This is a genomic window from Magnetospirillum sp. UT-4 (assembly GCF_902729435.1).
Classification (GTDB): Bacteria; Pseudomonadota; Alphaproteobacteria; order Rhodospirillales; family Magnetospirillaceae; genus Magnetospirillum.
The window spans coordinates 75,537-99,070 of the sequence record NZ_CACVCG010000090.1 but is presented as its reverse complement, the minus strand read 5'-3'; the positions used below and the strand labels follow the sequence as shown (position 1 = coordinate 99,070).

23 protein-coding genes are annotated in these 23,534 nt (G+C 69.7%); 8 read left to right on the top strand and 15 right to left on the bottom strand.

The features are described from left to right. Nucleotides 1-49 precede the first annotated feature (49 nt). Nucleotides 50-370 carry a hypothetical protein gene (locus MTBUT4_RS12910; RefSeq protein ID WP_173980096.1) on the top strand — a complete coding sequence of 107 codons (321 nt, stop codon included), beginning with the start codon at nucleotides 50-52 and terminating at the stop codon, nucleotides 368-370. Here MTBUT4_RS12910 and MTBUT4_RS12905 read toward each other — a convergent pair. Together MTBUT4_RS12905 and MTBUT4_RS12900 are read right to left on the bottom strand one after the other, a co-directional pair. Continuing rightward, entirely contained in the window at nucleotides 360-1,769 is a 1,410-nt protein-coding gene (locus MTBUT4_RS12905) for a malonyl-CoA decarboxylase (RefSeq protein ID WP_173980095.1), read from the bottom strand. The two genes, MTBUT4_RS12910 and MTBUT4_RS12905, sit on opposite strands and share 11 nt — an antisense overlap. A 57-nt stretch (nucleotides 1,770-1,826) precedes the next feature. Continuing rightward, complete coding sequence (locus tag MTBUT4_RS12900; RefSeq protein WP_173980094.1) at nucleotides 1,827-3,272, bottom strand: NAD(P)H-hydrate dehydratase; 1,446 nt, start codon at nucleotides 3,270-3,272, stop codon at nucleotides 1,827-1,829. A 128-nt stretch (nucleotides 3,273-3,400) separates the two neighbouring features. On the opposite strand from MTBUT4_RS12900, the gene MTBUT4_RS12895 reads away from it, so the two are divergent. After that, a complete protein-coding gene (locus MTBUT4_RS12895; RefSeq protein WP_173980173.1) occupies nucleotides 3,401-4,669 on the top strand; it encodes a D-amino acid dehydrogenase in 1,269 nt (422 codons plus the stop codon). 29 nt (nucleotides 4,670-4,698) lie between these two features. Here the strand turns inward: MTBUT4_RS12895 and MTBUT4_RS12890 are convergent, their stop codons facing one another. Then, complete coding sequence (locus MTBUT4_RS12890) at nucleotides 4,699-4,878, bottom strand: hypothetical protein (RefSeq protein ID WP_173980093.1); 180 nt, start codon at nucleotides 4,876-4,878, stop codon at nucleotides 4,699-4,701. Nucleotides 4,879-5,118: 240 nt separating this feature from the next. Between MTBUT4_RS12890 and MTBUT4_RS12885 the strand changes: the two genes are divergently transcribed. After that, the gene (locus MTBUT4_RS12885) at nucleotides 5,119-5,292 is read left to right on the top strand and encodes a hypothetical protein (RefSeq protein WP_173980092.1); all 174 of its coding nucleotides are present in this window, start codon (nucleotides 5,119-5,121) and stop codon (nucleotides 5,290-5,292) included. A gap of 9 nt (nucleotides 5,293-5,301) precedes the next feature. Here MTBUT4_RS12885 and MTBUT4_RS12880 read toward each other — a convergent pair whose 3' ends face one another. The 4 genes from MTBUT4_RS12880 to MTBUT4_RS12865 all read right to left on the bottom strand — a co-directional run bounded on the left by MTBUT4_RS12880 (nucleotide 5,302) and on the right by MTBUT4_RS12865 (nucleotide 9,281). Further along, on the bottom strand, nucleotides 5,302-5,616 hold the full coding sequence (locus MTBUT4_RS12880; protein WP_173980091.1) for a PilZ domain-containing protein: 315 nt from the start codon (nucleotides 5,614-5,616) through the stop codon (nucleotides 5,302-5,304). 85 nt (nucleotides 5,617-5,701) lie between these two features. Beyond that, nucleotides 5,702-6,262 carry a biliverdin-producing heme oxygenase gene (locus MTBUT4_RS12875; protein WP_173980090.1) on the bottom strand — a complete coding sequence of 187 codons (561 nt, stop codon included), beginning with the start codon at nucleotides 6,260-6,262 and terminating at the stop codon, nucleotides 5,702-5,704. After that, nucleotides 6,259-8,532, bottom strand: coding sequence for an ATP-binding protein (locus MTBUT4_RS12870; protein ID WP_173980089.1), 2,274 nt, complete (start codon nucleotides 8,530-8,532; stop codon nucleotides 6,259-6,261). Before MTBUT4_RS12870 ends, MTBUT4_RS12875 begins: the two co-directional genes overlap by 4 nt. Nucleotides 8,533-8,813: 281 nt before the next feature. Then, nucleotides 8,814-9,281, bottom strand: coding sequence for a helix-turn-helix domain-containing protein (locus MTBUT4_RS12865; protein WP_173980088.1), 468 nt, complete (start codon nucleotides 9,279-9,281; stop codon nucleotides 8,814-8,816). A 147-nt stretch (nucleotides 9,282-9,428) separates the two neighbouring features. Here MTBUT4_RS12865 and MTBUT4_RS12860 point away from each other — a divergent pair, with 147 nt between their 5' ends. From MTBUT4_RS12860 to MTBUT4_RS12840, 5 genes are all read left to right on the top strand, one after another. Next, nucleotides 9,429-10,142, top strand: coding sequence for a LuxR family transcriptional regulator (locus MTBUT4_RS12860; protein WP_173980087.1), 714 nt, complete (start codon nucleotides 9,429-9,431; stop codon nucleotides 10,140-10,142). Between the two features lie 177 nt (nucleotides 10,143-10,319). After that, on the top strand, nucleotides 10,320-10,973 hold the full coding sequence (locus MTBUT4_RS12855) for an acyl-homoserine-lactone synthase (RefSeq protein ID WP_173980086.1): 654 nt from the start codon (nucleotides 10,320-10,322) through the stop codon (nucleotides 10,971-10,973). After that, nucleotides 10,973-11,185, top strand: a complete 213-nt coding sequence (locus tag MTBUT4_RS12850) for a hypothetical protein (protein WP_173980085.1) — start codon at nucleotides 10,973-10,975, stop codon at nucleotides 11,183-11,185. Before MTBUT4_RS12855 ends, MTBUT4_RS12850 begins: the two co-directional genes overlap by 1 nt. Next, complete coding sequence (locus MTBUT4_RS12845) at nucleotides 11,166-12,518, top strand: aspartate aminotransferase family protein (RefSeq protein ID WP_173980084.1); 1,353 nt, start codon at nucleotides 11,166-11,168, stop codon at nucleotides 12,516-12,518. The genes MTBUT4_RS12850 and MTBUT4_RS12845 overlap by 20 nt, the downstream gene beginning before the upstream one ends. 18 nt (nucleotides 12,519-12,536) lie before the next feature. Beyond that, the gene (locus MTBUT4_RS12840) at nucleotides 12,537-12,743 is read left to right on the top strand and encodes a hypothetical protein (protein ID WP_173980083.1); all 207 of its coding nucleotides are present in this window, start codon (nucleotides 12,537-12,539) and stop codon (nucleotides 12,741-12,743) included. 180 nt (nucleotides 12,744-12,923) lie between these two features. On the opposite strand, the gene MTBUT4_RS12835 is transcribed toward MTBUT4_RS12840, so the two are convergent. From MTBUT4_RS12835 to glmM, 8 genes are all read right to left on the bottom strand, one after another. Next, nucleotides 12,924-13,421: an acyl-CoA synthetase gene (locus MTBUT4_RS12835; protein WP_173980082.1), complete on the bottom strand. Its 498-nt coding sequence runs from the start codon at nucleotides 13,419-13,421 to the stop codon at nucleotides 12,924-12,926. Between the two features lie 3 nt (nucleotides 13,422-13,424). Further along, a complete protein-coding gene (locus MTBUT4_RS12830; RefSeq protein ID WP_173980081.1) occupies nucleotides 13,425-15,470 on the bottom strand; it encodes a hypothetical protein in 2,046 nt (681 codons plus the stop codon). Nucleotides 15,471-15,565: 95 nt separating this feature from the next. After that, nucleotides 15,566-16,855 carry an adenylosuccinate synthase gene (locus MTBUT4_RS12825; RefSeq protein WP_173980080.1) on the bottom strand — a complete coding sequence of 430 codons (1,290 nt, stop codon included), beginning with the start codon at nucleotides 16,853-16,855 and terminating at the stop codon, nucleotides 15,566-15,568. A gap of 16 nt (nucleotides 16,856-16,871) precedes the next feature. Continuing rightward, entirely contained in the window at nucleotides 16,872-18,005 is a 1,134-nt protein-coding gene (locus MTBUT4_RS12820; RefSeq protein WP_173980079.1) for an ATP phosphoribosyltransferase regulatory subunit, read from the bottom strand. A 245-nt stretch (nucleotides 18,006-18,250) separates the two neighbouring features. Continuing rightward, entirely contained in the window at nucleotides 18,251-19,828 is a 1,578-nt protein-coding gene (serA, locus tag MTBUT4_RS12815; protein ID WP_173980078.1) for a phosphoglycerate dehydrogenase, read from the bottom strand. 139 nt (nucleotides 19,829-19,967) lie between these two features. Continuing rightward, the gene (locus MTBUT4_RS12810) at nucleotides 19,968-21,146 is read right to left on the bottom strand and encodes a phosphoserine transaminase (RefSeq protein ID WP_173980077.1); all 1,179 of its coding nucleotides are present in this window, start codon (nucleotides 21,144-21,146) and stop codon (nucleotides 19,968-19,970) included. 114 nt (nucleotides 21,147-21,260) lie between these two features. Beyond that, on the bottom strand, nucleotides 21,261-22,061 hold the full coding sequence (thiD, locus tag MTBUT4_RS12805) for a bifunctional hydroxymethylpyrimidine kinase/phosphomethylpyrimidine kinase (RefSeq protein ID WP_173980076.1): 801 nt from the start codon (nucleotides 22,059-22,061) through the stop codon (nucleotides 21,261-21,263). A 65-nt stretch (nucleotides 22,062-22,126) separates the two neighbouring features. Then, complete coding sequence (gene glmM / locus MTBUT4_RS12800; RefSeq protein ID WP_173980075.1) at nucleotides 22,127-23,476, bottom strand: phosphoglucosamine mutase; 1,350 nt, start codon at nucleotides 23,474-23,476, stop codon at nucleotides 22,127-22,129. Nucleotides 23,477-23,534 lie beyond the last annotated feature (58 nt).

Sequence of the window (23,534 nt, the reverse complement as noted above, 5' to 3'; positions counted from 1 at the left end):
GGAAGGGTACGGGTTCAGACAGCCTGGCTCGAAGGGGAATATAAATTCAATGAACCGCATCGCCGTCGCCGTCGCCTGCGCCACCCTGCTGGCCGGCTGCTCCACCACGCCGCGCCCGCTGGCCCCCGACAGCGCCGAGGGACCCACCAGCTACGTCTGCTATTCCAGCGTCACCGCCGAGCCGGGCGAGGTCTACGCCATCGCCGCCCGCCAGTGCGCCCGCTCCGGCCAGGGCGTCAAGGGGCTGATCGGCCAGTCGTGGACGCCGTTGCGCTGCGGCGTGCTGACCCCCAGCGTGGCCGCCTTCCAGTGCGGCGGCGCCGCCGGCTATTACCCGTCCACCGGCTACTTCCCGACCATCACCCCCTGACCAGACCCTTGATCTCGGGCGACACAGCAACCTTGCCGGTGCCGGCATAGGCTTCGTGGTTGGCCTCGATCTCGTCGGGATTGTAGAGGTAGTTGACCATCAGGCCCGAGGACTGGGCCAGCCCTTTGGTGCTGACATCGGCTCGCCAGTTCAGGCGCTCGACGCGAGCGCCGTTGGACAGGTGGAAATGGGCGACGGGGTCGAGGGCGCGGCCGTCCCCCTTCTTCTCCAGCACCAGGTAGCGCGCCGCCAGGCGGGTCAGCGGGGCGGACAGCGCCTCGGCCAGCATGGCATCGTCGCCCCAGCCGCCATCCGCCAGCAGCGCCTTGAGGCTGCCCTTGGCCCCCAGCCCGTTGGACATCGCGGTGAGCTGCCGGTGCTCGGCGGCGGTCAGCAGGCCCGGCTCGCCCTGGGCCAGGCGCTCCTCCAGCCAGGCGCGGAAGCCCGGGATCGGCGACAGGGTGGCGAAGGTGGCGAGGCGCGGGAATTCGGCGGTCAGTTCCTCGACCACCCGCTTGATCAGGAAATTGCCGAAGCTGATGCCGGCCAGGCCCTTCTGGGCGTTGTTGATGGAATAGAAGATGGCGGTATCGGCAGCCTCGGGATCGCCGGCCGGGGCGGCGGTGTCGAGCAGGTCGTGGACGTTGCCGGCGATGCCCTTGACCAGCGCCACCTCGACGAAGATCAGCGGCTCGTCGGGCATGCGGGGATGGAAGAAGGCATAGAGGCGGCGGTCGGAATCGAGACGGTTCTTGAGATCGTCCCAGCCCTGGATGGCGTGCACCGCCTCGTAGGCCATGATCTTTTCCAGCACGCAGGCCGGCGAGCGCCAGGTGATGCGGCGCAGCTCCAGGAAGCCGACGTCGAACCACGAGGCCAGCAGCCCCTTGAGATCGGCCTCCAGCGCCGCCAGGGCGGCATCGCCCCGGGCCATGGCCATCAGCTCGGCGCGCAGATCGACCAGGAACTTCACGCCCTCGGGCAGGGCGTTGAACTGAGTCAGCAGCCGCAGCCACGGCGGCTCCAGCGCCGTGCGCAAGGCCCGCTCGACGGCGGCGCGCTCGCCCTCGCCGGCCTCGGCCAGACGGGCCAGGGCGGCATCGACGGCGGTGCGGTCGGGGCCGAAGCGGTGCACCATCAGCGACAGGAAGCGCCGGCGGCCGTCCGCCGACAGGGCGAGATAGGCCCGCCCCAGCTCGGCCGCCCGCGCCCGCGCCGACACCTCGCCACCGCGAACCTCGAGGCAGGCCCGCATCTGCTCGGCCAGCCGCTCCAGGTCATCGTCGGGCAGATCGGGGGCGAACACCGGCCCGTCCCCCCGCCCGCCCGAGAAATCCCGCCACAGCCGCCCCAGCGCCTTGATGCGGGTCATGAAGGTCTCGGAAATGGCCTGGGTCATGGGTCCGCTCCCGCTATTCTCCTTTCTGGATATAGGTGCGGGGAACGGGGGTGCCAGCTACGGCGTGCGCAGCCGCCCCACCACCGCCGGCACCATCTCCGCCAGGTCCTCGGCGATCAGGCCGGGGCCGAAGGCGGTGGCGGCTTGGCCGTGGATCCAGGCGGCGGCGCAGGCGGCGTCGAAGCTGTCCATGCCGGCCGCCATCAGGCCGCCGGCCAGGCCGGCCAGCACGTCGCCGGCACCGGCGGTGGCCAGCCATGGCGGTGCGTTGGCGTTGATGACGGCGCGGCCGTCGGGATGGGCGATCACCGTGTCGGGTCCCTTCAGCAGCATCACCGCGCCGGCGCGGGCGGCGCCGTGGCGGGCGCGCTCCAGCCGGCTGCCCTCGACCTTGCCGAACAGGCGGGTGAACTCGCCGTCGTGGGGGGTGAGGACCACCCGTCCCGAGCAGGCGCGGAACAGCCGCTCGGGCTGGGCGGCGAAGGCGGACAGGGCGTCGGCGTCGAGCACCGCGGCGCGGCCGGCCTTCAGCACCTCGAGCACCAGCCGGTCGAGCCCGGCGCCGCCCCCCGGCCCCAGCACCCAGGCGTTGCGGCGGGGATCGGCCAGCAGCGCGGCGGCCTCGTCCAGGTCGGCGACGATGGTGCCGGGATCGCCGGCGCGGTAAACGTCCAGCGCCGCCGCCGGCGCCGCCACCGTCACCAGTCCGGCGCCGACGCGGCGCCCGGCGCGGGCCGCCAGCCGGGCGGCGCCGGTCATGGCGGCGCCGCCGACCACCACCAGATGGCCGCGGTCGTATTTGTGCCCGTCGGCCCGCGGCCACGGAAACTGCCCGCCCCAGCAGCCGGGACCGTTCTCGCGCACCGAGGGCTCGATATCGGCCAGCACCGCCTCCGGGATGCCGATGTCGGCGACGGCCACCGCGCCGCACAGCAGGCGGCCGGGCAGCAGCACGTGGCCCGGCTTCTTGCGGAAGAAGGTGATTGTGGCCACCGCCTGCGGCGCCGCCCCCAGCACCGCCCCGGTATCGCCGTCCACACCCGAGGGCACATCCACCGCCACCACCGGCAGGCGGCGGCGCCCGATCTCCTCGATCACCCGGCGCGCCACGCCGTCCAGCGGCCGCGCCAGCCCGGCGCCGAACAGGGCATCGACCACCATGTCGGCGCCGTCCAGGGCCTCGGGCGCCAGCGCCGTCACGGCACCGTCCCAGCGCGCCGCCATGGCCGCGGCGTCGCCTTTCAGCGCGCGCACGTCGCCCAGCAAAGCGAGCCGCACCGCGTATCCGGCGCGCGCCAGCAGCCGTGCCGCGACGAAGCCGTCGCCGCCATTGTTGCCCGGCCCGCACAGGATCGCCACCCGGCAATGTCCGAAGCGGCGCCGCACCTCGCGCGCCACCGCCCAGCCGGCCGCCTCCATCAGGCGCCCGCCGCCCATGCCCGCCGCCATGGCCTGGGCGTCGGCGCGGTACATCTCGGCGACGGAAAGAATCTCGCTGGTCATGGTCGAAGGCTACGCCCGGCGGCGGCGATTGCAACCTGCGTTGCATGCGCCCCACCCCTGCGGGGATTGCCGACATCGCCGCCATGCGCTACCACCATACTCCGTTCACGTACCAGGGAGGCTTCGCGGTGAAGGTGCTGGTCCTCGGCGCCGGTGTCGTCGGCACCGCCGCCGCCTGGTATCTGTCCCGGGCCGGTCACGAGGTCACGGTGGTCGAGCGGCAGCACGGCCCCGGGCTCGAGACCAGCTTCGCCAATGGCGGCCAGGTCTCGCCCTGCCATGCCGAGCCGTGGGCCAACCCGGCGGTGCTGCCCAAAGTGCTGAAATGGCTGGGCCGCGACGACGCGCCGCTGCTGTTCCGCTGGCGCCGCTTCGACCCCGCGCTGTGGCTGTGGGGCCTGCGTTTCCTGTCCAACTGCACGGCCTTCCGCGCCGAGGTCAACACCGAGCGCACCCTGCGGATCGCCATCTATTCCCGCCACTGCCTGCAGGAGCTGCGGGCCGAGCTGGGCCTGGATTACGAGCAGCGCCGGCTGGGCATCCTCCACATCTACCGCGACGCCCGCGAGTTCGACCAGGCCTGCGAGACGGCCGAGACCATGCGCCAGTACGGCCTGCTGCGGCTGGAGAAGTCGGCCAGCGAATGCGTCGCCATCGAGCCGGCCCTGGTAGCGGTGGGCGGCCAGCTGGCGGGCGGCATCCACACCCCCGACGACGAAAGCGGCAACGCCTATCTGTTCACCCACCGGCTGGCCGACGAGGCGGCGCGCCGCGGCGGCGTCGACTTCCGCTACGGGGTCACGGTGACCGCCCTGCGCCAGGATTGCGGCCGGGTGATCGGGGCGGCCACCGACCACGGCGATCTCGACGCCGACGCCACCGTGCTGGCGCTGGGCAGCTACAGCCCGCTGCTGGCCGCCCGGGTCGGGCTGCGCCTGCCCATCGTGCCGGCCAAGGGCTACTCGGTCACCATCCCGGTGGACGGGCGCAAGGGCGCGCCTTACGTCTCGATCACCGATGACGAGCACAAGATGGTCTATTCGCGCCTGGGCGACCGCCTGCGCGCCGCCGGCACCGCCGAGATGACCGGATACGACACCAGCCTCAATGCGCAGCGCTGGAAGCTGGTGCTGGATCGCGCCCGCGCCCTGTTCCCCGCCGCCGGCGACTTCGCCCACGCCGAGCCGTGGACCGGCCTGCGCCCGGTGACCCCGGACAGCGTGCCGCTGATCGGCCGCACCCGCGTTCCCGGGCTGTGGCTGAACACCGGCCACGGCACCCTGGGCTGGACCATGGCCTGCGGCTCCGGCCGCCTGCTCGCCGACCAGATCTCGGGCCACCGGCCGGCCATCGACACCGAGGGGCTGGGCCTGGAGCGGTTCCGGATTCCGGTGTAGGACCGCGCTCCTCCCCGTCCGGATCGGGGTCAGGACCGCGGGAGGGCGAGATCGGGCAGGTATTCCAGAAGCTTGTGCTGCAGAAACACTGAACGCCGTTCCGCGACCAGGCGGTGATAGACCCGCTCGAACCGGGGCAGGCATTCAAGAATGCGGCATCCCTCGGCATGGTCGGCCATCCCGCGACCGCAGACGTGGCACCTCTTCATGACCCATCTCCCGCATGCGAACCCTTGACCTAAGTATGGCCCGGATGGGCGGCGAAAGCGCAGCGGGCATTGGCTTCCCCGCAGCGGGCATGGGTATAAGGCGCCAGGGTCCGAGCTATTCCGGCTGAACCATACCTTCGTATGGTCCGATGGCGTCACCGGCCGCGCTTTTGCCGCAATGCAGCATTCTTCTCCGGGCCGACAGAGGCCCCGCTGTCCGGGGTCCGAAGGAGGCCGACCATGTCCCTGACCGACCAGCATCTCGAGGTCTTGCGCCGTGCGCCGTTCACCATCGCCCCGGTTCCCGGCATCCCTCACGACCTGTGCCGCAAGGGGTTCCTGGCGTGGCGCGACGGCGCCTGGCGCCTGACCGAGGCCGGCTGCGAAGCGCTGCGGCACCACGAAGCGCGCTGAACCGGAAGCTCAGCCGTCGAGCATGGCGGCAAGCCGGTGCGGGTCGATGGTCTCGGTGAAATGGCAGCCGATGGCGCTGTAGTTGGGGGTTGCCCAGGCGACGGTGGCGGCGACGTCCTGCCCGCCGATCAGCACCCGCACCGGCAGTCCCGGCGGCATTCTCCAGGCCGCCAGGGTCTCCAGCTGGAACGGCATGAATTTGCAGCCGCCGGCCGACACGTCGACCACCTGGCCCTCCTCCTCCAGTTCCGGGAACAGAAGTCGGGCGGGGCGGCTGCAAGAGAGGCGCGGAAAGGCGCGCAGTTCGATCTGGGACTTGGTCACGGTCGTCCTCCTGGGGGGCGAGACCATAACCGAGACGTAACCGGAAGTTCATGGAGAATTCGCATAGGGGTGTACACCCGATGCATCAGGCGGACAGAACCGCCACGAACGCGGCGAAGGTCGCCCGTGCCGCCGTGACCGCCCGGTCCAACTGCGCCGGCGATGCCAACGCAGCGTCCAGGGCGGAGCGGACGCGCTGCCACTGGGGGCCGGCCGCGTCGCCGTAAGGCAGGTAGAACGCGGCGGCGGCAGGCGGCAAATCGGGGAACAGCCGGCAGATATGGCGGTGGATCAACTGGCCGCCGAGGATCGAACCCTCGATGACGTAGAGCGCGCCCCAGCGCGACGCCGCATTCCCCAGCTCCGGCACGGCGGCTGGCCGGGCAAGCGCAGGATCGGCACCGAGGGCGGCGAGTCCGGCCTGCAGCAGCGGCACCCGCGGCAGGTACCCGACCGCGGCACCGGGGTCGACGGCCAGCACCGCCTCCAGCGGCGCATGCAGCGCAAGCATGCGCGTCAGAAGGTCGCGGAATTCATCGACGCGAAAGTCGTCGGCGAACAGCCGGCGCATGCGCGGCAGCGATTCCACCAGGGCGTGATCGGCACGGGTGCTGTCGCGCAGGGTGGGCCAGGCGGCCTCGTTCATGGCGGCGCTTGCGAGGGCACGGCCCGCTCCGCCGGGAAGCGCAGGCTTACCGTGGTGCCCACTCCCACGGTGCTTTCAATCTCGAGCGTGCCGCCGTGCAGCTCGATCAGCGCCTTGACGATGGGCAGCCCCAGGCCGGTGCCGGGATGGGCCAGGGTGACCTCGTCGTGGGCCTGGCGGAACGGCTCCAGCACCCGGGCCAGCTTTTCGCGCGGAATGCCGCGACCGGTATCGGCGACCCGCAGCACCACCTCGCCGTCGTCGCCAGGGGCGGCGGAGACCGTCAGCGTGCCGCCGCGGGGGGTGAACTTGATGCCGTTGGACAGCAGGTTCAGCAGCATCTGCTTGACCAGCCGTTCGTCGGCGAGCACCGCCCCGATGGCGGGGTCGAGCCGGACGACGATGGAAAGCCCCTGCTCGCCCGCCATCTCACGCAGAAGGTTGGCGATGCGGGTCACCACTTCGGCCAGGTCGATCTCGCGCTCGTGCAATTCCAGGCGGCCGGCCTCGACCTTGGACAGATCGAGGATGTCATTGACCATGCTGAGCAGGTGGCGGCCGGCTTCGGTGATGGCGCGCACGCTGGTCTGCTGGCTGTCGGTAATGGTGCCGTAGATGCCGGTGTCCAGCATTTCCGAAAACCCCAGGATGGCGTTCAGCGGGGTCCGAAGCTCGTGGCTCATGTGCGACAACAGGCGCGACTTGGCGCGATCGCTCTCGGCCAGGCGGGTATTGAGGGCGCGGATGGTGCGCATCTGGCGCAGGATGACGTCGTTCAGGGCGGTGCGCAGGGATCGCGCGATCTCGATCTTCCATGTCGGCCAGGCGCGCGAATGGCCGCGCCGCTCCTCGACCCAGCGGGCGAAGGAGCGGCGGGGATAGTAGTTGCCCAGGCGCTTCTCGGCCTCGACCTGGGCCGGGCTGGCGCCGCCCCACACCCTGGTGCTCACCGTCTCGGGCCGGAACCAGATGATCATGTGCCGTCCGTTCTCGCCGATGGTGATCGCCAGCATGCCGGCGGCCGCCGCGGCGTAGCGCGAGAAGGCCGGCATGATCCGCGAAACGCAGTCGGTGGCGAACACTCCGTCGTGGAGATGGTCGCGGCAGAGCTGCGACAGGACCAGCACCGATTCGGCGTCGGGGGCTTCGCCCACGGTACGAATCTCCAGATGCTCGTCGGTGCCCTCACCCTGGCGGTAGACCACCGCCGCGCCGCTGGAGGCGAAGAACAGGTCGGTCAGGCGGACGTCGCCGTCGATGAGCGGCGAGACGAAATCGTCGGCGCCGGCGATCTGCTCCAGCAACCGGGCATGCATCACCACGTGGCGGGCGCGGGCATCGCGCTCCTCGGCGGTCTCGGTCGCCGACAGCCGCATGGACAGCGCCGAGGCCACCGCCATCGCCTGCTGGCGCGCCGGGATGGGCACCCGGTGGGGCTTGCGGTGATGCCCGACCACCAGGCCCCACAACTTGCCGTCATTGACGATGGACAGCGACATGGCACCATCCACCCCCAGATTCTCCTGGTAGGCACGGTGGACCGGCGACAGGCTGCGACTGCGGCAGCGGCCGATGTCGAAGGGCTTGCCGGTGACCGGATGATCCGCCGGCACGATGGCGATCGGGTCGTATTCGCGCCGCGCGGTGAAGCGGACCGGGCTGGTCAGATAGAGGGTGCGGGCCTGGATCGGGATGTCGGCGGCGGGAAAGCTGAAACCCAGGAAGCTTTCGTCGAAGCCGGGAGCCAGCGCCTCGGCGATGACCTCGCCATGGCCCTCGCCATCGAACCGGTAGATGAGCACCCGCTCCATCCCGGTGAGCGACTGGATGGCGCCGGCGGCAATGTCCGACAGGGATTCCAGGGTCACCGCACGGCCCATCTCGCTCAAGGCGGCGTTGACGGCGAAGAACCCGCCGGCATCGGGGGCATCCTCGGGCAGGTGCGCCTCGAACTCGACCAGCAGGACGTTGTCCTGGACATGGGCGAAGACGGTGAGGCGGCCATCCTCGGCCACGAACTCGGTACCGGCCCGCGCCGAGCCATCGGCAACGGCATTGGACAGACGGACGGAAATGGTCTCGGGAAGCGTCGGCGCGCCCAGCACTTCGGCCAGGTTCGGGGTGGCGGCAAGGACGCAGAGGTCGCCGGGGTCGAGGCACAGCAGCGCCGCCGGCGGCTGGATGCAGCCGGGGGCCTGGATCTGCTCGCGCTCGCAGGGATCGCGCCCGTGAATGCCGGATGCCGGGGGAATGATCGCTCGGGCAGCCATTAAACCATCCGTTCGGGCGCCGTTCGCGCCACTATACAGAACGTATAGTTCATATATCCAGAAGATAGTATTCGGGGATGGGGGCATTCCCGCAGCCTCCCGGGATGTGGTCCCGGTCTGGCAGGCTGCGGAAAATCGCCCATCTCATTCCCGCGCCGGCGGGACTCCATGCCTCAGCACACTCTGCATTGCGGTCAGGCCGCCCATTTTCCCGACATGGCCCGCCGCCTTCGCGGGGGTGACGGATCGGAGGGTGGCAAACAGCGGTTCTCCGCAGCCTGTTAGGCGCTCTTGGCCTCGGCGGGATCGGACAGCGCCAGGGCCAGATCCATGATCTGCTTGCGCAGGCGGGGATCGCCGATCCGGTAGTAGTTGCGCACCAGTTCGAGCGTCTCGCGCTTCAGGGCGGCGTCCTTGCCCTGGTCGGGGAAGGTGGCGTCGGCCGGCGCCATCTTGGCCAGCAGACCGGGCGACAGAGCCATCGCCTCCTCGGCCAGGCCTTCGAAGAAATAGCCGACCGGAACGTCGAGGACGCGGGCCAGGTCGAACAGCCGGCTGGCGCCGATGCGGTTGGCGCCGCGCTCGTACTTCTGGATCTGCTGGAAGGTCAGGCCGAGCAGGGCTGCCAGGCGCTCCTGCGTCATGCCCAGCAGGGTCCGCCGCAGGCGCACACGCCCTCCGACATGGGAATCGATGGGATTGGGGGCGCCGTTGGGAAGCCGTCCGCGGGAACCGGTCTTTCGTGCCATGCCGTTCTTCTCCTTAGCCTGTGAGGCCTGAAGCGATTTTGTAATGCGATTCCGGAAAAAATCAAACGTTGTTCGCATTGCATATGTGGCTTCGGAAGAGTTACAACAATCAGAGCTTGAGGATTCCGTCGCTAGGCTTCGCCCCCGATGTTGCTGTCGGCACCTCTTTCCGAACTGGATTCAGCCACCACCACCGACGCGGTGGAGGATGTGGCGGTGCGAACGGTACGGAATTGCGGCTTCGGCGGCTACACTTACCACTTGTACCGCCCGGGGCGCGGCAGTCTGGTCTATATCGGCGACTGGCAGGCGGAATGGTCGCAGCGCTACGCCGACCAGGGCTATCTCGACATCGACCCGGTGGTCGAACGGCTGTTGCGCTCGGTGACCCCGTTCCTGTGGCAGGACACCGTCGCGCAACGCCCCACCGGCGCGCCCGAGCGGGTGGTGCTGAACGAGGCGCGCGACTTCGGGCTCAAGGCCGGGGCCGAGATCCCCATCCATGAGCACGGCTTCGGCGTCGCCACCTTCTCGGTCTTCTCGGAGCGCGAGTCCGACTTCGTGAAGGCCTGGGCCGAGTACAAGCACAACCTGCACATCTTCAGCCTCTACTTCCATGAAAAGTACGCCTCGCTGCTGCCCCCCGACGAGGAGCTCGCCCCGCCGGCGCTGTCGCGGCGCGAACGCGAATGCCTGGTCTGGACCAGCCGCGGCAAGACCGCCTGGGAAGTGGCGGAAATCCTCCACATCTCGGAACGCACGGTGAAGCTGTATCTGGACGCGGCGACCCGCAAGCTGGGGTCGTTCTCCAAGCACCACGCCGTCGTCAAGGCCGTGCTCAACCGCATCATCCTGCCCTGAACCGTCCCGCGGCGCCTGCGCCGTGGCGCCGGCAGGCGCTGAATTCACCATTTCCGGTAGTGCATACAATATCCGCGCCAGCCTAGGTGTGGCGTCACCTGTCCTTTCCGACGAATACCGGACCAAGGGCCTATGAGGCCAGAGTCCCCCCTGTCCAATGGTCAGAGGGGAGTGGCTATGATCGTCGATCTCATCACCGCCCAGAACATGCACGCCAAGCAGGATCTGCTGCGCGAGATGTTCCGCCAGCGTCACCGTGTCTTCGTCGAACGCCTGGGCTGGGATGTGCCCAGCATCAACGGCGAGGAGGAGCGCGACGAGTTCGACCGCCCCGACACCGCCTATCTGGTGGTGAGCGAGCCGTCGGGCCGGGTCATCGGCTCGTGGCGCCTGCTCTCCACCGAGCAGCCCTACATGGCCTCCACCGTCTTCCGCCACCTGTTCGACGGCGCCGAGCCGCCCCGCGCCCCGGACATCTGGGAGATCAGCCGCTTCGTGGTCGAGCCTTCGGGCCAGGGCACCACCCGCGCCGGCATCGATCACGCCACTGGCTTCCTGTTCGCCGCCCTGTTCGAGTGCGCCTTCACCTATGGCGTGCGGGAGCTGGTGACCGTCGAGGACATCGCCGTCGCCCGCCTGGCGAAGAAGGTGCTGGAGACCAAGCCGCTGTGGCACGGCCCGGTCTGCGCCCTGGGCAACACCCGCGCCATCGTCGCCCGCTATCCGGTCAACGGCCAGATCGTGCAGACACTGCGCGACAAGTTCGTCACCCGCCTGCCCATCGTGCAGCAATTCGCGCTGTGGCAGCCGCCCCTGGCCGAGGCCGCGTGATGGCCAGGCGCAACGCGGCGCTCGCCCGCCGTCAGGAGGCGACCGACCTACGCTACGCCATCGACTACCTCACCCAGCAGGCCCATCGCGGCGGATTCGTGCGGACCGCCCAGTTCCTGGCGGCCGCCGGCGAGGTCTTGAACGACGACACCAACCGCCCCGACGGGGCTCGTGAACAGGGAATTTCGAACCATGGCTCAAAGCGCTCTTAAGCTCCGCCGGTCCAGCCGCCTCGAAGAGGCGCAGGATGCGCTGAACGCCCGCACCCGGGCGTCGCAGCAGATGGCCCGCGACCGCTCCGAGGTGATCAACGGCGCCATGGCGGCTTCGGGCATGGCGCCGCCGCCCCTCTTCATCGCCGAGAACACCGGTGCCACCTTCGTCGATATCGACGGCAACCGCTACCTCGACACCTGCATGGGCTTCGGCGTCCACGTCCTCGGCCATCGGCCGCCGGCGGTGGAGGCGGCCCTGCGCGCCCAGCTCGACAAGGGCTGGCACTATTCCCTGCGCGGCGAGGACCAACTGGCCTATGCCCGCATGATCCGCGACGCCTCGCCCACCAACGAACGGGTGGTGCTGGCCAATACCGGCACCGAGGCCACGCTGTACGCCATCCGCGCCGCCCGGGCGCTGTCGGGCAAGACCAAGGTCGCCCTGTTCGACGTCAGCTATCACGGCGCCCACGACACCGCCCTGGTGTGGGCCGGCCCCGGCTCCACCGCCGAGCGTTCCGAGCCGGTCACCCTGGGCAACGGCATTCCCACCGCAGTGACCGACGATGTGCTGCTGCTGCCCTACCTCAGCCCGCACGCGCTGTCCGCCATCGCCGACCATGCCGACGAGCTGGCGGCGGTGCTGGTCGAGCCGATCCAGGGCTCGCGTCCCGACCCGGAGGTCGGCGACTTCCTGCATGCGCTGCGCGCCCTGTGCGACGAGAAGGGCATCATCCTGATCTTCGACGAGGTGCTGACCGGCTTCCGCCTGGGCTATGGCGGCGCCCAGGGCCGCTACGGCGTGGCGGCCGACCTGTCCACCTACGGCAAGGTCGCCGGCGGCGGCATGCCCATCGGGGTGGTCGCCGGCCGCGCCAGCCTGATGGCGTCGTTCGGCGACTTCACCAAGCCGGGCGGCATCTTCTTCGGCGGCACCTTCTCGGGCAACCCCATGAGCATCGCCGCCGGCCTGGCGGCGCTGACCCAGCTCAAGGCGCGGCCCGAGGTCTACACCCATGTGGACCGCCTCACCGCCCATGTCCGGGACGGCTTCAACGCCTATGCCGAGACCCACGGCTTCCCGGCCCGCATCATGGCGGCCGGCTCCATGTGGCAGATCTTCTTCGGCTCCCACGTGCTGGGCGAGTTCGACTACGCCGGCAAGGAAGCCGAGGGCGCCTTCTACCTGCACTGCCTGAACATGGGCATCTTCATCCACGCCACCCACCGCTGCTTCTTCTCGGCCGCGCACACCGATGCCGATTCCGAGACCGTCCTCGATGTTCTGAAGACGGCCCTGCAGCTGGTGCGTGACGACGGCCTGGCCTGATCGAGAGGGGGACAAGACATGAGCATCGAACGCAAGAGCATGAAGGCGCTGCAGGGGCAGTGCATCGAGATGGCGAAGATGGCCGGCCGGCTCGGCCTCAACGACGTCGCCTTCATGCTGCAGGTGGCCGCCGAAGGGGTGAGCGAGGGTCTGGCCGGACGCGAGACCGCCGCCATCCGGGTGCGCCGCGTCTACCCGCCGCCGCGCCTGGTCGCCAAGGGCTGATCGCAGCGCAAACGAAAGGGGCCGCCGGCACGTCGCCGGCGGCCCTGTCCATTCGACACCCCGCTATTCCCGCGCAGGCGGCACTCCAGGAATCTCGGAGAAGCTGTCAGTGCACCCCCTGGGGTCCCGCCTTCGCGGGGACGACGGTCAAGCCGAAGCCGGGCGTTGTTCCCCGATCTATCACCCGCCCTTGCGCGACACCTCTTCACCCCATTCCTCGACCAGCTTCTTCTGCGCCGATTTCAGCGACGCGACGCGGCGGTCGGTGGTGAAGGACAGCCAGCTGGCGACCATCGGCGGGGTGATCATGTAGAGCAGCCAGCCGAAGCCCGAGGCGCCGTAGGCCCACAGCAGCACGCCGGCGTCGGACAGCATGTTCAGCGCCTCGTCGACGGTGTGGACGCCGAACCACAGGGTGAACAAATACGGGATCACCCCGGCGAAGTTCAGCCCGCCGACGCACAGCCAGGCGTATTTGTGACGGCCCTTTTCGCTGGCCCAGGCGCCCAGGGTGGGCAATCCGGTGAAGAACAGCAGGATCACCGTGGGCAGGGAGAACGGCACCAGGGCCGCCAGGATCATCAGCACCGCGGCCTTGTTCATGCCGACGCCGCCGCCCTTCTTGGCCTTCGCCGCCGCCTGCGCCTGCGCCACCGCCGATTTCTTCTTCGCCGCCATGGATCACCACACCTTCGAGATGACGACGAAGGTCGTCGTGACGAAGGCGATCAGGATGCCGATCATGGCGGCGGTCTGCTTGCCCACCCGCTCGGCCTCGTCGGCGCGCTCTTCGGAATCGGTCTTTACCCGCTTGATCTCCTCCTCGGCCGCCTGGTACTGCGCCTGCGCCCAGGCGAACTCGTTGACGTCCTTGTCCTTGGCCTCGGCATTGTCGAGAAGGTTGTAGATCTCGACGATGGAGCCGCGGCGGATGATCTTGGGCAGTTCCTTGTCCAGCTCCTTGCGGCGGTCGCGGGAGTGGAAGGAATTGACGATGGGCTGGGCCAGCGCGCCCAGCCACGCGGTCAGGTTGGGCAGCGATTCGGGACCCAGGCGGTACTGGAACACGGCATAAAGGTTGAGCAGCGCCATCAGCGCCTTGCTCGGCTCGGGATCGCTGAGGCCCTGCAGGTTGCGGTCGATGTCGGAGCGGGCACGCGCCCCCATGAACGCCGCGATGTGGCGGTCCACCGGCACCTGCTTGGTGTCCGAGCGCCTGGCCGCGGCGGCGTTGAGCGCCGGCAGCAGCTCCTTCAGCTCGACCACGTAATCTTCGCCCAGCAGCGAACTCTGGCACGGCAGCGCGTCGTTGAGTTCGTAAAGGCACCGCTCGAGGCCGAAGCCCATGCCGGTCTGCCCCAGATAGGCCTTCAACTCCTTGAAGTTGCCTTCCATCAGCGAGTTGTCGGGCAGGTAGGCCTTGCGCGCCTCGAACCACAGGCTGGGCACGGCGCGCAGGATGATCTCGACCAGCAGCCGGTTGTCGGCCTTCTGCGCCACCACCGCCGCCAGCGCCGAGCCGAAGCCGTCGGGCATGGCGTTGAAGCCCTTGTAGCGGATGGGCGCCGGCGGATCGAGCAGGATCAGCACCTTGCACAGCATCAGGTCGGCGGCGACCTTCTTGTCGGTGGTGCCGGTCAGCGCCATGCGCACCACGTCGGCGATGACCTGGGCGCGCTCCTTGTCCTCGACGGCGCGGCGCAGCCACAGCTCCAGCTTGCCCTCGAGCACCGGCGGGATCGCCGCCTCCCAGTTCTTGGCCATGGCCTGGGCCAGCTCGCGGCAATTGAAGTATTCCTTGCCGTTGAAGGGGAAGCCGCGCGCCGCCCGCTTCTCCATGCGCGACTGCAGCGGCGACAGGCGGCGGCCCGACAGCCACAGATCGAGCGATTCGATGTCCCAGCGCTGATCGGGGTCGTCGCACAGCAGGCCGCGCAGCAGTTCGATCAGCGCCAGCGGCAGGCGCTCGTCGCCCACCAGGGTGCCGTACGAGCCCTGCTGGATCTTCTGCTTGAGGATGGCCTCGTCGTCCAGGTGGGCGACCGGGTTGCGCCCCAGGAACAGGAAGATGAGCATGACCCCGAGCGAATACAGATCGTCGGAATAGGTGCCCGAGCCGCGGGCCACCGGATTGGCCATGCCCGATTCGATGGTCTCGAACACCAGCGGCTGGTCGAAGCCGGCAGGGGTGGAGACGCAGTCGCCCAGGGCCAGCCGCTCGCCGGCGCCATCCATGTAGAACAGGTTGGTGGCGCGGATGGCCCGGTGGGTGATGCCGCGGCTGGTCAGCTCCTTGATGGCCGAGACCATCGGCTCCACCACCCTGCGCTGAATGTCGTACTCGTCGATGCGGCGGAATTCCGAGCGCAGGTTGGCCATCAGCCGCTTGCCGGCGGGGCGTTCGTAGACCACCGTCATGCACTGGCGCCCGGCCGGCGCCCAGTTCATCGCCCCCCATTCCACCAGCTGGACGATGCCGGGCGAGAGGACGCCCTTCAGCGCCCGCATGACGGTGACCCGCGGCGGCAAATCGGGGCGGCAGATCAGGGCATAGAGGGATCGGTTGGGATCGCGCTTGTCCTCGGCCACATAGGCCTCGGCATTGGGCGTGAACAGGTCGGGCAGCGGCTGGTTGGAGCGAATGGTGAAGCGATCGCGCAGCACGCCGGGTGGGCCGGCGGTCTTGGCGGCCTGCGTCTCGGTCCTCGCATCCTCGGCTTCTGCCATTGGCGACCGTTTCCTATCCCACGCCGTGGGCGGCGTTGCCCCGCCCCACCCCCTTTGTACGGGGGTGAGGGCCGGGGCTCAAGCGCTAAGGGACATCACTTCGCGAAGGGGTCGTGCACCAGGATGGTGTCTTCCCGCTCCGGGCTGGTCGACAGCAGCGCCACCGGCGCCTCGATCAGCTCCTCGATGCGGCGCACGTACTTGATGGCGGTGGCCGGCAGATCGACCCACGAGCGCGCCCCCCGGGTGGTCTCGCTCCAGCCCGAGATGGATTCGTAGATGGGCTCCACCTTGGCCTGGCCCGCCTGCGACGACGGCAGGTGGCTCAGCACCTTGCCGTCCACCTTGTAGCCGGTGCAGATCTTCAGTTCGTCGAAGCCGTCCAGCACGTCCAGCTTGGTCAGGGCGATGCCGTCGATGCCGCCGACCTTGACCGCCTGGCGCACCAGCACCGCGTCGAACCAGCCGCAGCGGCGGCGGCGGCCGGTGACGGTGCCGAATTCGTGGCCGCGATCACCGATCCGGTGGCCGATCTCGTTGTCCAGCTCGGTGGGGAACGGCCCCGAGCCGACGCGGGTGGTGTAGGCCTTGCAGATGCCCAGCACGTAGCCGACCTGGCCCGGTCCGACGCCCGAGCCGGTGCCGGCATTGCCCGACACGGTGTTGGACGAGGTGACGAAGGGATAGGTGCCGTGGTCGATGTCGAGCATGGCGCCCTGGGCGCCCTCGAACAGCACCCGCTTGCGGGTGTGGCGGATCTCGTCCAGGCGCTGCCACACCACGTCGGCGAAGGGCAGGATCTTGGGCGCGATCTCCTTGATCTGGCGCAGCATCTGCTGGCCGTCCAGCAGCGGCGCCCCCAGTGCGGTCAGCAGCGCGTTGTGGTGGGCCAGCAGCTTGTCGACCTTCTGCTCGAGGATGCGCTCGTCGTCGAGGTCGCAGACGCGGATGGCGCGCCGGCCGACCCGGTCCTCGTAGGCCGGGCCGATGCCGCGGCCGGTGGTGCCGATCTTGGCCGCCCCCGAGGCTTCCTCGCGGGCGCGGTCGAGATGGCCGTGGCAGGGCAGGATCAGGCAGGCGTTCTCGGCGATCTTCAGCTCGTTGGGGGTGATGGTGACGCCCTGGCCCTTGATGCGCTCGATCTCGTCCAGCAGCGCCCAGGGATCGACCACCACGCCGTTGCCGATGATGCTGAGCTTGCCGCGCACCACGCCCGAGGGCAGCAGCGACAGCTTGTAGGTGACGCCGTTGATCACCAGCGTATGGCCGGCATTGTGGCCGCCCTGGAAGCGCACCACCACGTCGGCGCGCTCGGACAGCCAGTCCACCACCTTGCCCTTGCCCTCGTCGCCCCACTGGGCGCCCACCACTGCCACATTCGCCATCTTGAAAGCCCCTTCCCTATTCCACCGACTTGACGCCGGATTCCGCCCAATAGTGGCGGCAGTTCAAACGTTTGGCCTCGGCCGCCGGGTCGGCGGCCGCCTCCAGCCCCGGCACCGTGATCCAGCCGTCGGCGCGCACGGCGCGGGCCGTCCCCTCCGGGGTGCCGGACGGCAGGAACAGCCGGCGCGGCATCTCCGGCAATGGTGCCGCCGCCAGCACGCTGTCGAGGAACAGGGTGGCGCCGGTGGCCGCCTCGGCGCCGCCGGCCAGGTAGCGCCCGCCACGGCCCAGCTCGCCCGACAGGTTGCGGGCGAACAGGGTGAAGCCGATGCCGGCATGATATTCGAAGCCGCGGTTTTCCACCGGGTCGATGGTCAGCGTCACCTCGGGCGCGGCGGCCTGGATCAGCGCCACCACCTCGGCCAGGCGGTCGCGCTCGGCGGCGGCGGCGGCGGGCAGGTCGAGGCCGGCGAGGATGCCCAGCGCCCGCTCGGCCGGCCCCACCGAGGCCAGCAGCGCCGACAGCAGCGGCGCGGCGGTGCCGCCCGAGGCGGCGACGGCGGCGGCGTCCTTGTGGTCGAGGCCGCCCCGCAACGCCTCGCCGGCATCGAGGTCGAGCCCGGCCAGCAGCGCCGGCACCAGGGTCGGCAGCGACAGGTCGATGGAGACGCCGGGCACGCCCAGGGCGCGCAGCGCCTCGGCCGCCAGCACCGCCACCTCGGCATCGGCGGCGGCGGAATCGCTGCCGAACAGCTCGATGCCGGCCTGACCGAACTGGCGCTCGGGCCGCAGCTGGCTGCCCTTCACCCGCAGCACCTGGCCGGCATAGCACAGGCGAAGCGGGCGCGGCGCCCCGGCCAGGCGGGTGACGGCGATGCGCGCCACCTGCGGCGTCATGTCGGCGCGCACCCCCATCATGCGCTGGCTCATGGGGTCCATGACGCGGAAGCACTGGGACGCGGTGGCGGCGCCGGCGCCGTCCAGCAGGGTGTCCTCGAACTCGATCAGCGGCGGCTTCACCCGCTCGTAGCCGCGGGCGGCGAAAAAGCCCATGACGCGGCCGACCACCTGCGCCTCGTGCTCGGCGTCAAGAGGCAGGATGTCGCGCAGGCCGGCGGGCAGCAACGCCCGGTTGGCGGAATCGGTCATGGGAAGGGCGTCGGCTTCCTGTGGCGTAGGGCAGCCCGGTTTATCGCGTTTGCCCGTTCACGGCAAACGGAAATCGCCGCCGCCAACCCTCGCCCGCCTGCGGGAGAGGGTGCGAGGCAAAGCCGAGCGGAAGAGGGCTTGCGTCCGCCTTCGCGGCTGGCGCCCAGGCCCTCACCCTCCCGGCCTGACCGCCGGGCCCCTCCCTCCCCCGCAGGCGGGGGAGGGGGAGTCTTGCGGTACCATGGTCAGAACGTCAGCGCCTTGGCCTGGACCACGTGCGGCAGGGCCTTGACCTCGGCGATGATGGCGTCGGTCAGCGGCTGGTCGACCTGGGTCAGCAGGATGGCGTCGCCGCCGGCCTCGGAGCGGCCCAGGTGGAAGGTGGCGATGTTGACGCCGTGCTTGCCCAGCGCCGTCCCCAGGGCGCCGATGAAGCCGGGCTTGTCCTGGTTGGTGACGTAAAGGACGTGCGGCCCCAGCTCGGCCTCGATGGGGATGCCCTTGATCTCGACCACCCGGGGCTTGTGGCCGCCGAACAGGGTGCCGCCCACCGAGCGGGTGCGGGCCTCGGTGACCACGGTGACGCGGACCAGGGTGTGGTAGTCGCCCTCGCGCTCGTTCTTGACCTCGGAGACGTCGATGTTGCGCTCCTTGGCCAGCACCGGCGCGTTGACCATGTTGACCGCCTCGTTCATGGGCTTCAGCAGCCCTTCCAGGATGATGGCGGAGAGCGGCTTGGTGTTCAGGGTGGCGACGTGGCCCTCGTACTCGATGCGCACTTCCTTGATGGCGTGCTCGGTGAGCTGCCCGGCGAACGAGCCCAGCTGGCCGGCCAGCTGCATGTAGGGCCGCAGCTTGGGCGCGTCCTCGGCCGACACCGACGGCATGTTCAGGGCATTGGTGACGGCACCGGTGAGCAGGTAGTCGGCCATCTGCTCGGCCACCTGCAGCGCCACGTTCTCCTGCGCCTCCGAGGTCGAGGCGCCGAGATGCGGGGTGCACACCACCTTGTCCATGCCGAACAGGCCGTTCTCCTTGGCCGGCTCGACCTTGAACACGTCCAGGGCGGCGCCGCCGACCTGGCCGGCTTCCAGCGCCACCTTGAGGTCCTCCTCGACCACCAGGCCGCCGCGGGCGCAGTTGATGATGCGCACGCCCTTCTTCATCTTGGCGATGGCCTTGGCGTCGATGATGTTGCGGGTCGCCTCGGTCAGCGGGGTGTGCAGGGTGATGAAGTCGGAGCGCGCGAACAGGCCGTCCAGGTCCACCTTCTCGATGGACAGGTCCTGGGCGCGTTCGGCCGACAGGAAGGGATCGTAGCCCAGCACCTTCATCTTCAGGCCCAGGGCGCGGTCGGCGACGATGGCGCCGATATTGCCGCAGCCGATGATGCCCAGGGTCTTGCCGGTCAGCTCGACGCCCATGAACTTGGACTTCTCCCACTTGCCGGCATGGGTCGAGGCATTGGCCTGGGGAATGTCGCGGGCCAGGGCGAACATCATGGCGATGGCGTGTTCGGCGGTGGTGACCGAATTGCCGAAGGGGGTGTTCATCACCACGATGCCGCGCGCCGTGGCGGCCGGAACATCGACGTTGTCGACGCCGATGCCGGCGCGGCCGACCACCTTGAGGTTGCCGGCGACGGCCAGGACCTCGGCGGTGACCTTGGTGTTGGAGCGGATGGCGAGGCCGTCGTAATCGCCGATGACGGCCTTCAGCTCGTCGGGCGTGAGGCCGACCTTGACGTCGGTCTCGATGCCGCGATCCTTGAAGATCTGGACGGCGGCGGGGCTCAGTTTATCGCTGATGAGAACCTTGGGCATGGACTCTTCCTTCCCGGAACGTGTGCGGGCCGCCGCCCTCTCCCTCCCCCGCCCTCCCTCTCCCGCAGGCGGGCGAGGGAGGGGGCTGCTCCCCTCGCCCGCTTGCGGGAGAGGGGCTGGGGGAGAGGGCCGGTGCCGCTTATTGAACCTTCGGCTCGAACTCCGCCTTGACCTGGGCGAAGGCCCAGTCGAGCCAGGGCAGCAGCGCCTGGATGTCGGCGGTCTCGACGGTGGCGCCGCCCCAGATGCGCAGGCCGGGCGGGGCGTCGCGGTAGGCGCCGATGTCGTAGGCGACGCCTTCCTTGTCGAGCAGCGAGACGATCTTCTTGGCGGCGGCCGCCTTGTCGTCGTCGGACAGCTTGGCGAAGAACGGCGCCTTGATGGCCAGGCAGATGGAGGTGCACGACCGCACCTTGGCATCCTTGGCCAGGTTCTCGGCCCAGTCGGATTGGTCCAGCCAGGCCTGCACCGCCGCCAGGTTGGCCTCCGAGCGGGCGATCAGGGCCTTGAGGCCGCCCACCTGCTCGGCCCATTTCAGGGCGTCGATCTGGTCCTCGACGGCGATCATCGACGGCGTGTTGATGGTCTCGCCCTTGAAGATGCCTTCGGCCAGCTTGCCGCCCGAGGTCAGGCGGAAGATCTTGGGCAGCGGCCAGGCCGGCTTGTAGGTGGTCAGGCGCTCGACCGCGCGGGGGCTGAGCACCAGCATGCCGTGGCCGCCCTCGCCGCCCAGCACCTTCTGCCAGGACCAGGTGACCACGTCCAGCTTGTCCCACGGCATGGCCATGGCGAACACCGCGCTGGTGGCGTCGCAGATGGTCAGGCCCTTGCGGTCGGGCTTGATCCAGTCGCCGTTGGGGATTCGGGCGCCGCCGGTGGTGCCGTTCCAGGTGAACACCACGTCGCGGTCGCAATCGACCTGGGCGAGGTCGGGCAGTTCGCCGTAGGGCGCCCGGAAGACGCGGACGTCAGCCAGCTTGAGCTGCTTGGTGACGTCGGTGACCCAGCCCTCGCCGAAGCTTTCCCAGGCCATCATATCGACGCCGCGCTCGCCCAGCAGCGACCACAGCGCCATCTCGACGGCGCCGGTATCCGAGGCCGGCACGATGCCGATGCGGTAATCGTCGGGGATGCCCAGCACCGCGCGGGTGCGGGTGATCACCTCCTCCAGCCTGGCCTTGCCGATCTTGGCGCGGTGGGAGCGGCCCACCGGCGTGCCGGCCAGGGCCTGGACCGTCCAGCCCGGACGCTTGGCGCAGGGACCCGAGGAGAAATTGGGGTTGGCGGGCTTGGAGGCCGGCCGCGGAAGCTCAGTCATACGAGAAACCCTCCCTCACAGAAGGGACGCGGCCCGTTGGGGGGCCGTGGCCCGGCGCGGAGTGTAACAGGGTGCCGGTGGCTGGCAAGCGCGGTGTTTTTGAGGGATTCCAGTCTAGGGAAACGCGCTTACCGTGTGCAGGTGGTTGAGCGGTCCGTGGCCGCTCCCCAGGCCCGGCGCCGTCTCGATGGCCTTGCGGACATAGGCCCGCGCCCGGTCCACCGCATCGGCCAGGGCCATTCCCTGCGCCAGCCCGGCCGCCACCGCCGAGGCCAGGGTGCAGCCGGTGCCGTGGGTGGAGGAACTGGCGATGCGCCGCCCGGTGAAGGCGGTGACGCCCGCCGCCGTCGCCAGCAGATCGACCAGCACCTCGCCCTCCATGTGGCCGCCCTTCAGCAGCACCGCGCTCGGCCCCAGCGCCAGCAGCTCCACCGCCGCCGCCTCCATGGCCGCCAGATCGGGAATGCGCCGGCCCAGCAGCACCTCGGCCTCGGGGATGTTGGGGGTGATCAGCGCGGCGCGCCGGACCAACAGATGGATCAGCGCGGTGGCGGCGTCGTCGGCCAGCAAGGGCGCCCCGCCCTTGGCCACCATCACCGGATCGACCACCAGCTTTATGCCCGGTGCATGGGCCTGCAGCGCCCCGGCCACCGCCTCGATGATGGGCACGCCGGCCAGCATGCCGGTCTTGATGCAATCGGCGCCGATATCCTCGAGCACCAGCTTCATCTGCTGCGCCACGAAGGCCGGCGGCACCTCGTGCACGCCGAACACGCCCCTTGTGTTCTGGGCGGTCAGCGCGGTGATGGCGGTGGAGCCGTAGGCGCCCAGCGCCGAGACCGTCTTGATGTCGGCCTGGATGCCGGCCCCGCCCCCCGAATCCGACCCGGCGACGATGAGGACGCGACCGTTCATGGGGGGCTCCCTTCTGGCATCGGTTGCGGAACTGGCGGTCGTTGATCGACCGCCTGTCGCTTCGCTTAAGCCGCCGCCTCGATGGCGGCGACGATGTCATCGACCACCGCGGTGACCGCCGCCTTGTCCTCGCCCTCGGCCATCACCCGGATCAGCGGCTCGGTGCCCGACTTCCTGATCAGCACCCGGCCGGAGCCGTCCAGGCGGCCCTCGCCGGCCTTGATGGCGTCCACCACCGAGGCCTGCTCCAGCACCGCCGAGGGCTGGCCGGCGACGCGGACGTTCTTCAGAACCTGCGGGAAGGGATCGAACAGGTGCAGCACCTCCGAGGCCGGCTTGCCCGATTCCACCAGCGCCGACAGCACCTGCAGCGCCGCCACCAGGCCGTCGCCGGTGGTGGAATGGTCGGACAGGATGATATGGCCCGACTGCTCGCCGCCGATGTTGAATCCGTCCTTGCGCATGCGTTCCAGCACGTAGCGATCGCCCACGGCGGCGCGGTGCAGGGCCAGGCCGTGGCCGCCCAGGAACTTCTCGAGGCCCATGTTGGACATGACGGTGGCGACGATGCCGCCGCCCTTCAACTGCCCGGCCCGGTGCCACGACGCGCCGATCAGCGCCATCAGCTGGTCGCCGTCGATGATGCGGCCCTTCTCGTCGCACAGGACCACCCGGTCGGCGTCGCCGTCCAGGGCCAGCCCAAGATGGGCGCCGTGGGCCACCACCTGGGTCTGCATGGTCTGGGTGTGCAGCGAGCCGCAATCCTTGTTGATGTTGAAGCCGTCGGGGGTGATCGCCACCGGCACCACCTCGGCGCCCAGTTCCCACAGCACGGTGGGGGCGACCTTGTAGGCGGCGCCGTTGGCGCAATCGACCACGATCTTGAGGCCGTCGAGGCGGCGCCCGCGCGGGAAACTGCTCTTGGCGTATTCGATGTAGCGCCCGACCGCGTCGTCCAGGCGCTTGGCCCGGCCGAGATGGTCCGAGCCGACCCGGTAGGCATCGAGGCCGTTGAACATCTTGGCCTCGATGTCCAGCTCGTCCTCGTCCGACAGCTTGAAGCCATCGGGGCCGAACAGCTTGATGCCGTTATCCTGATAGGGATTGTGCGAGGCCGAGATCATCACCCCGAGATCGGCCCGGAGCGAGCGGGTCAGCATGGCCACCGCCGGCGTGGGCAGCGGCCCCACCAGCATCACGTCCATGCCAACGGCGACGAAGCCGGCGGTCAGGGCCGGCTCGATCAGGTAGCCCGAGAGGCGGGTATCCTTGCCGATCACCACCATGTGGCGATGCTGGCCGCGGGTGAAATGGCGGCCCGCCGCCATGCCCAGCTTCAGGGCGGTCTCGGCGGTCATGGGGTCGAGGTTGGCGGTGCCCCGGATGCCGTCGGTGCCGAACAGCTTGCGCGTCATTCCCTGTCTTGCCCACTATTGCGGAAGGATGACTGATTAGCGCGACTTGGCCGCCCAA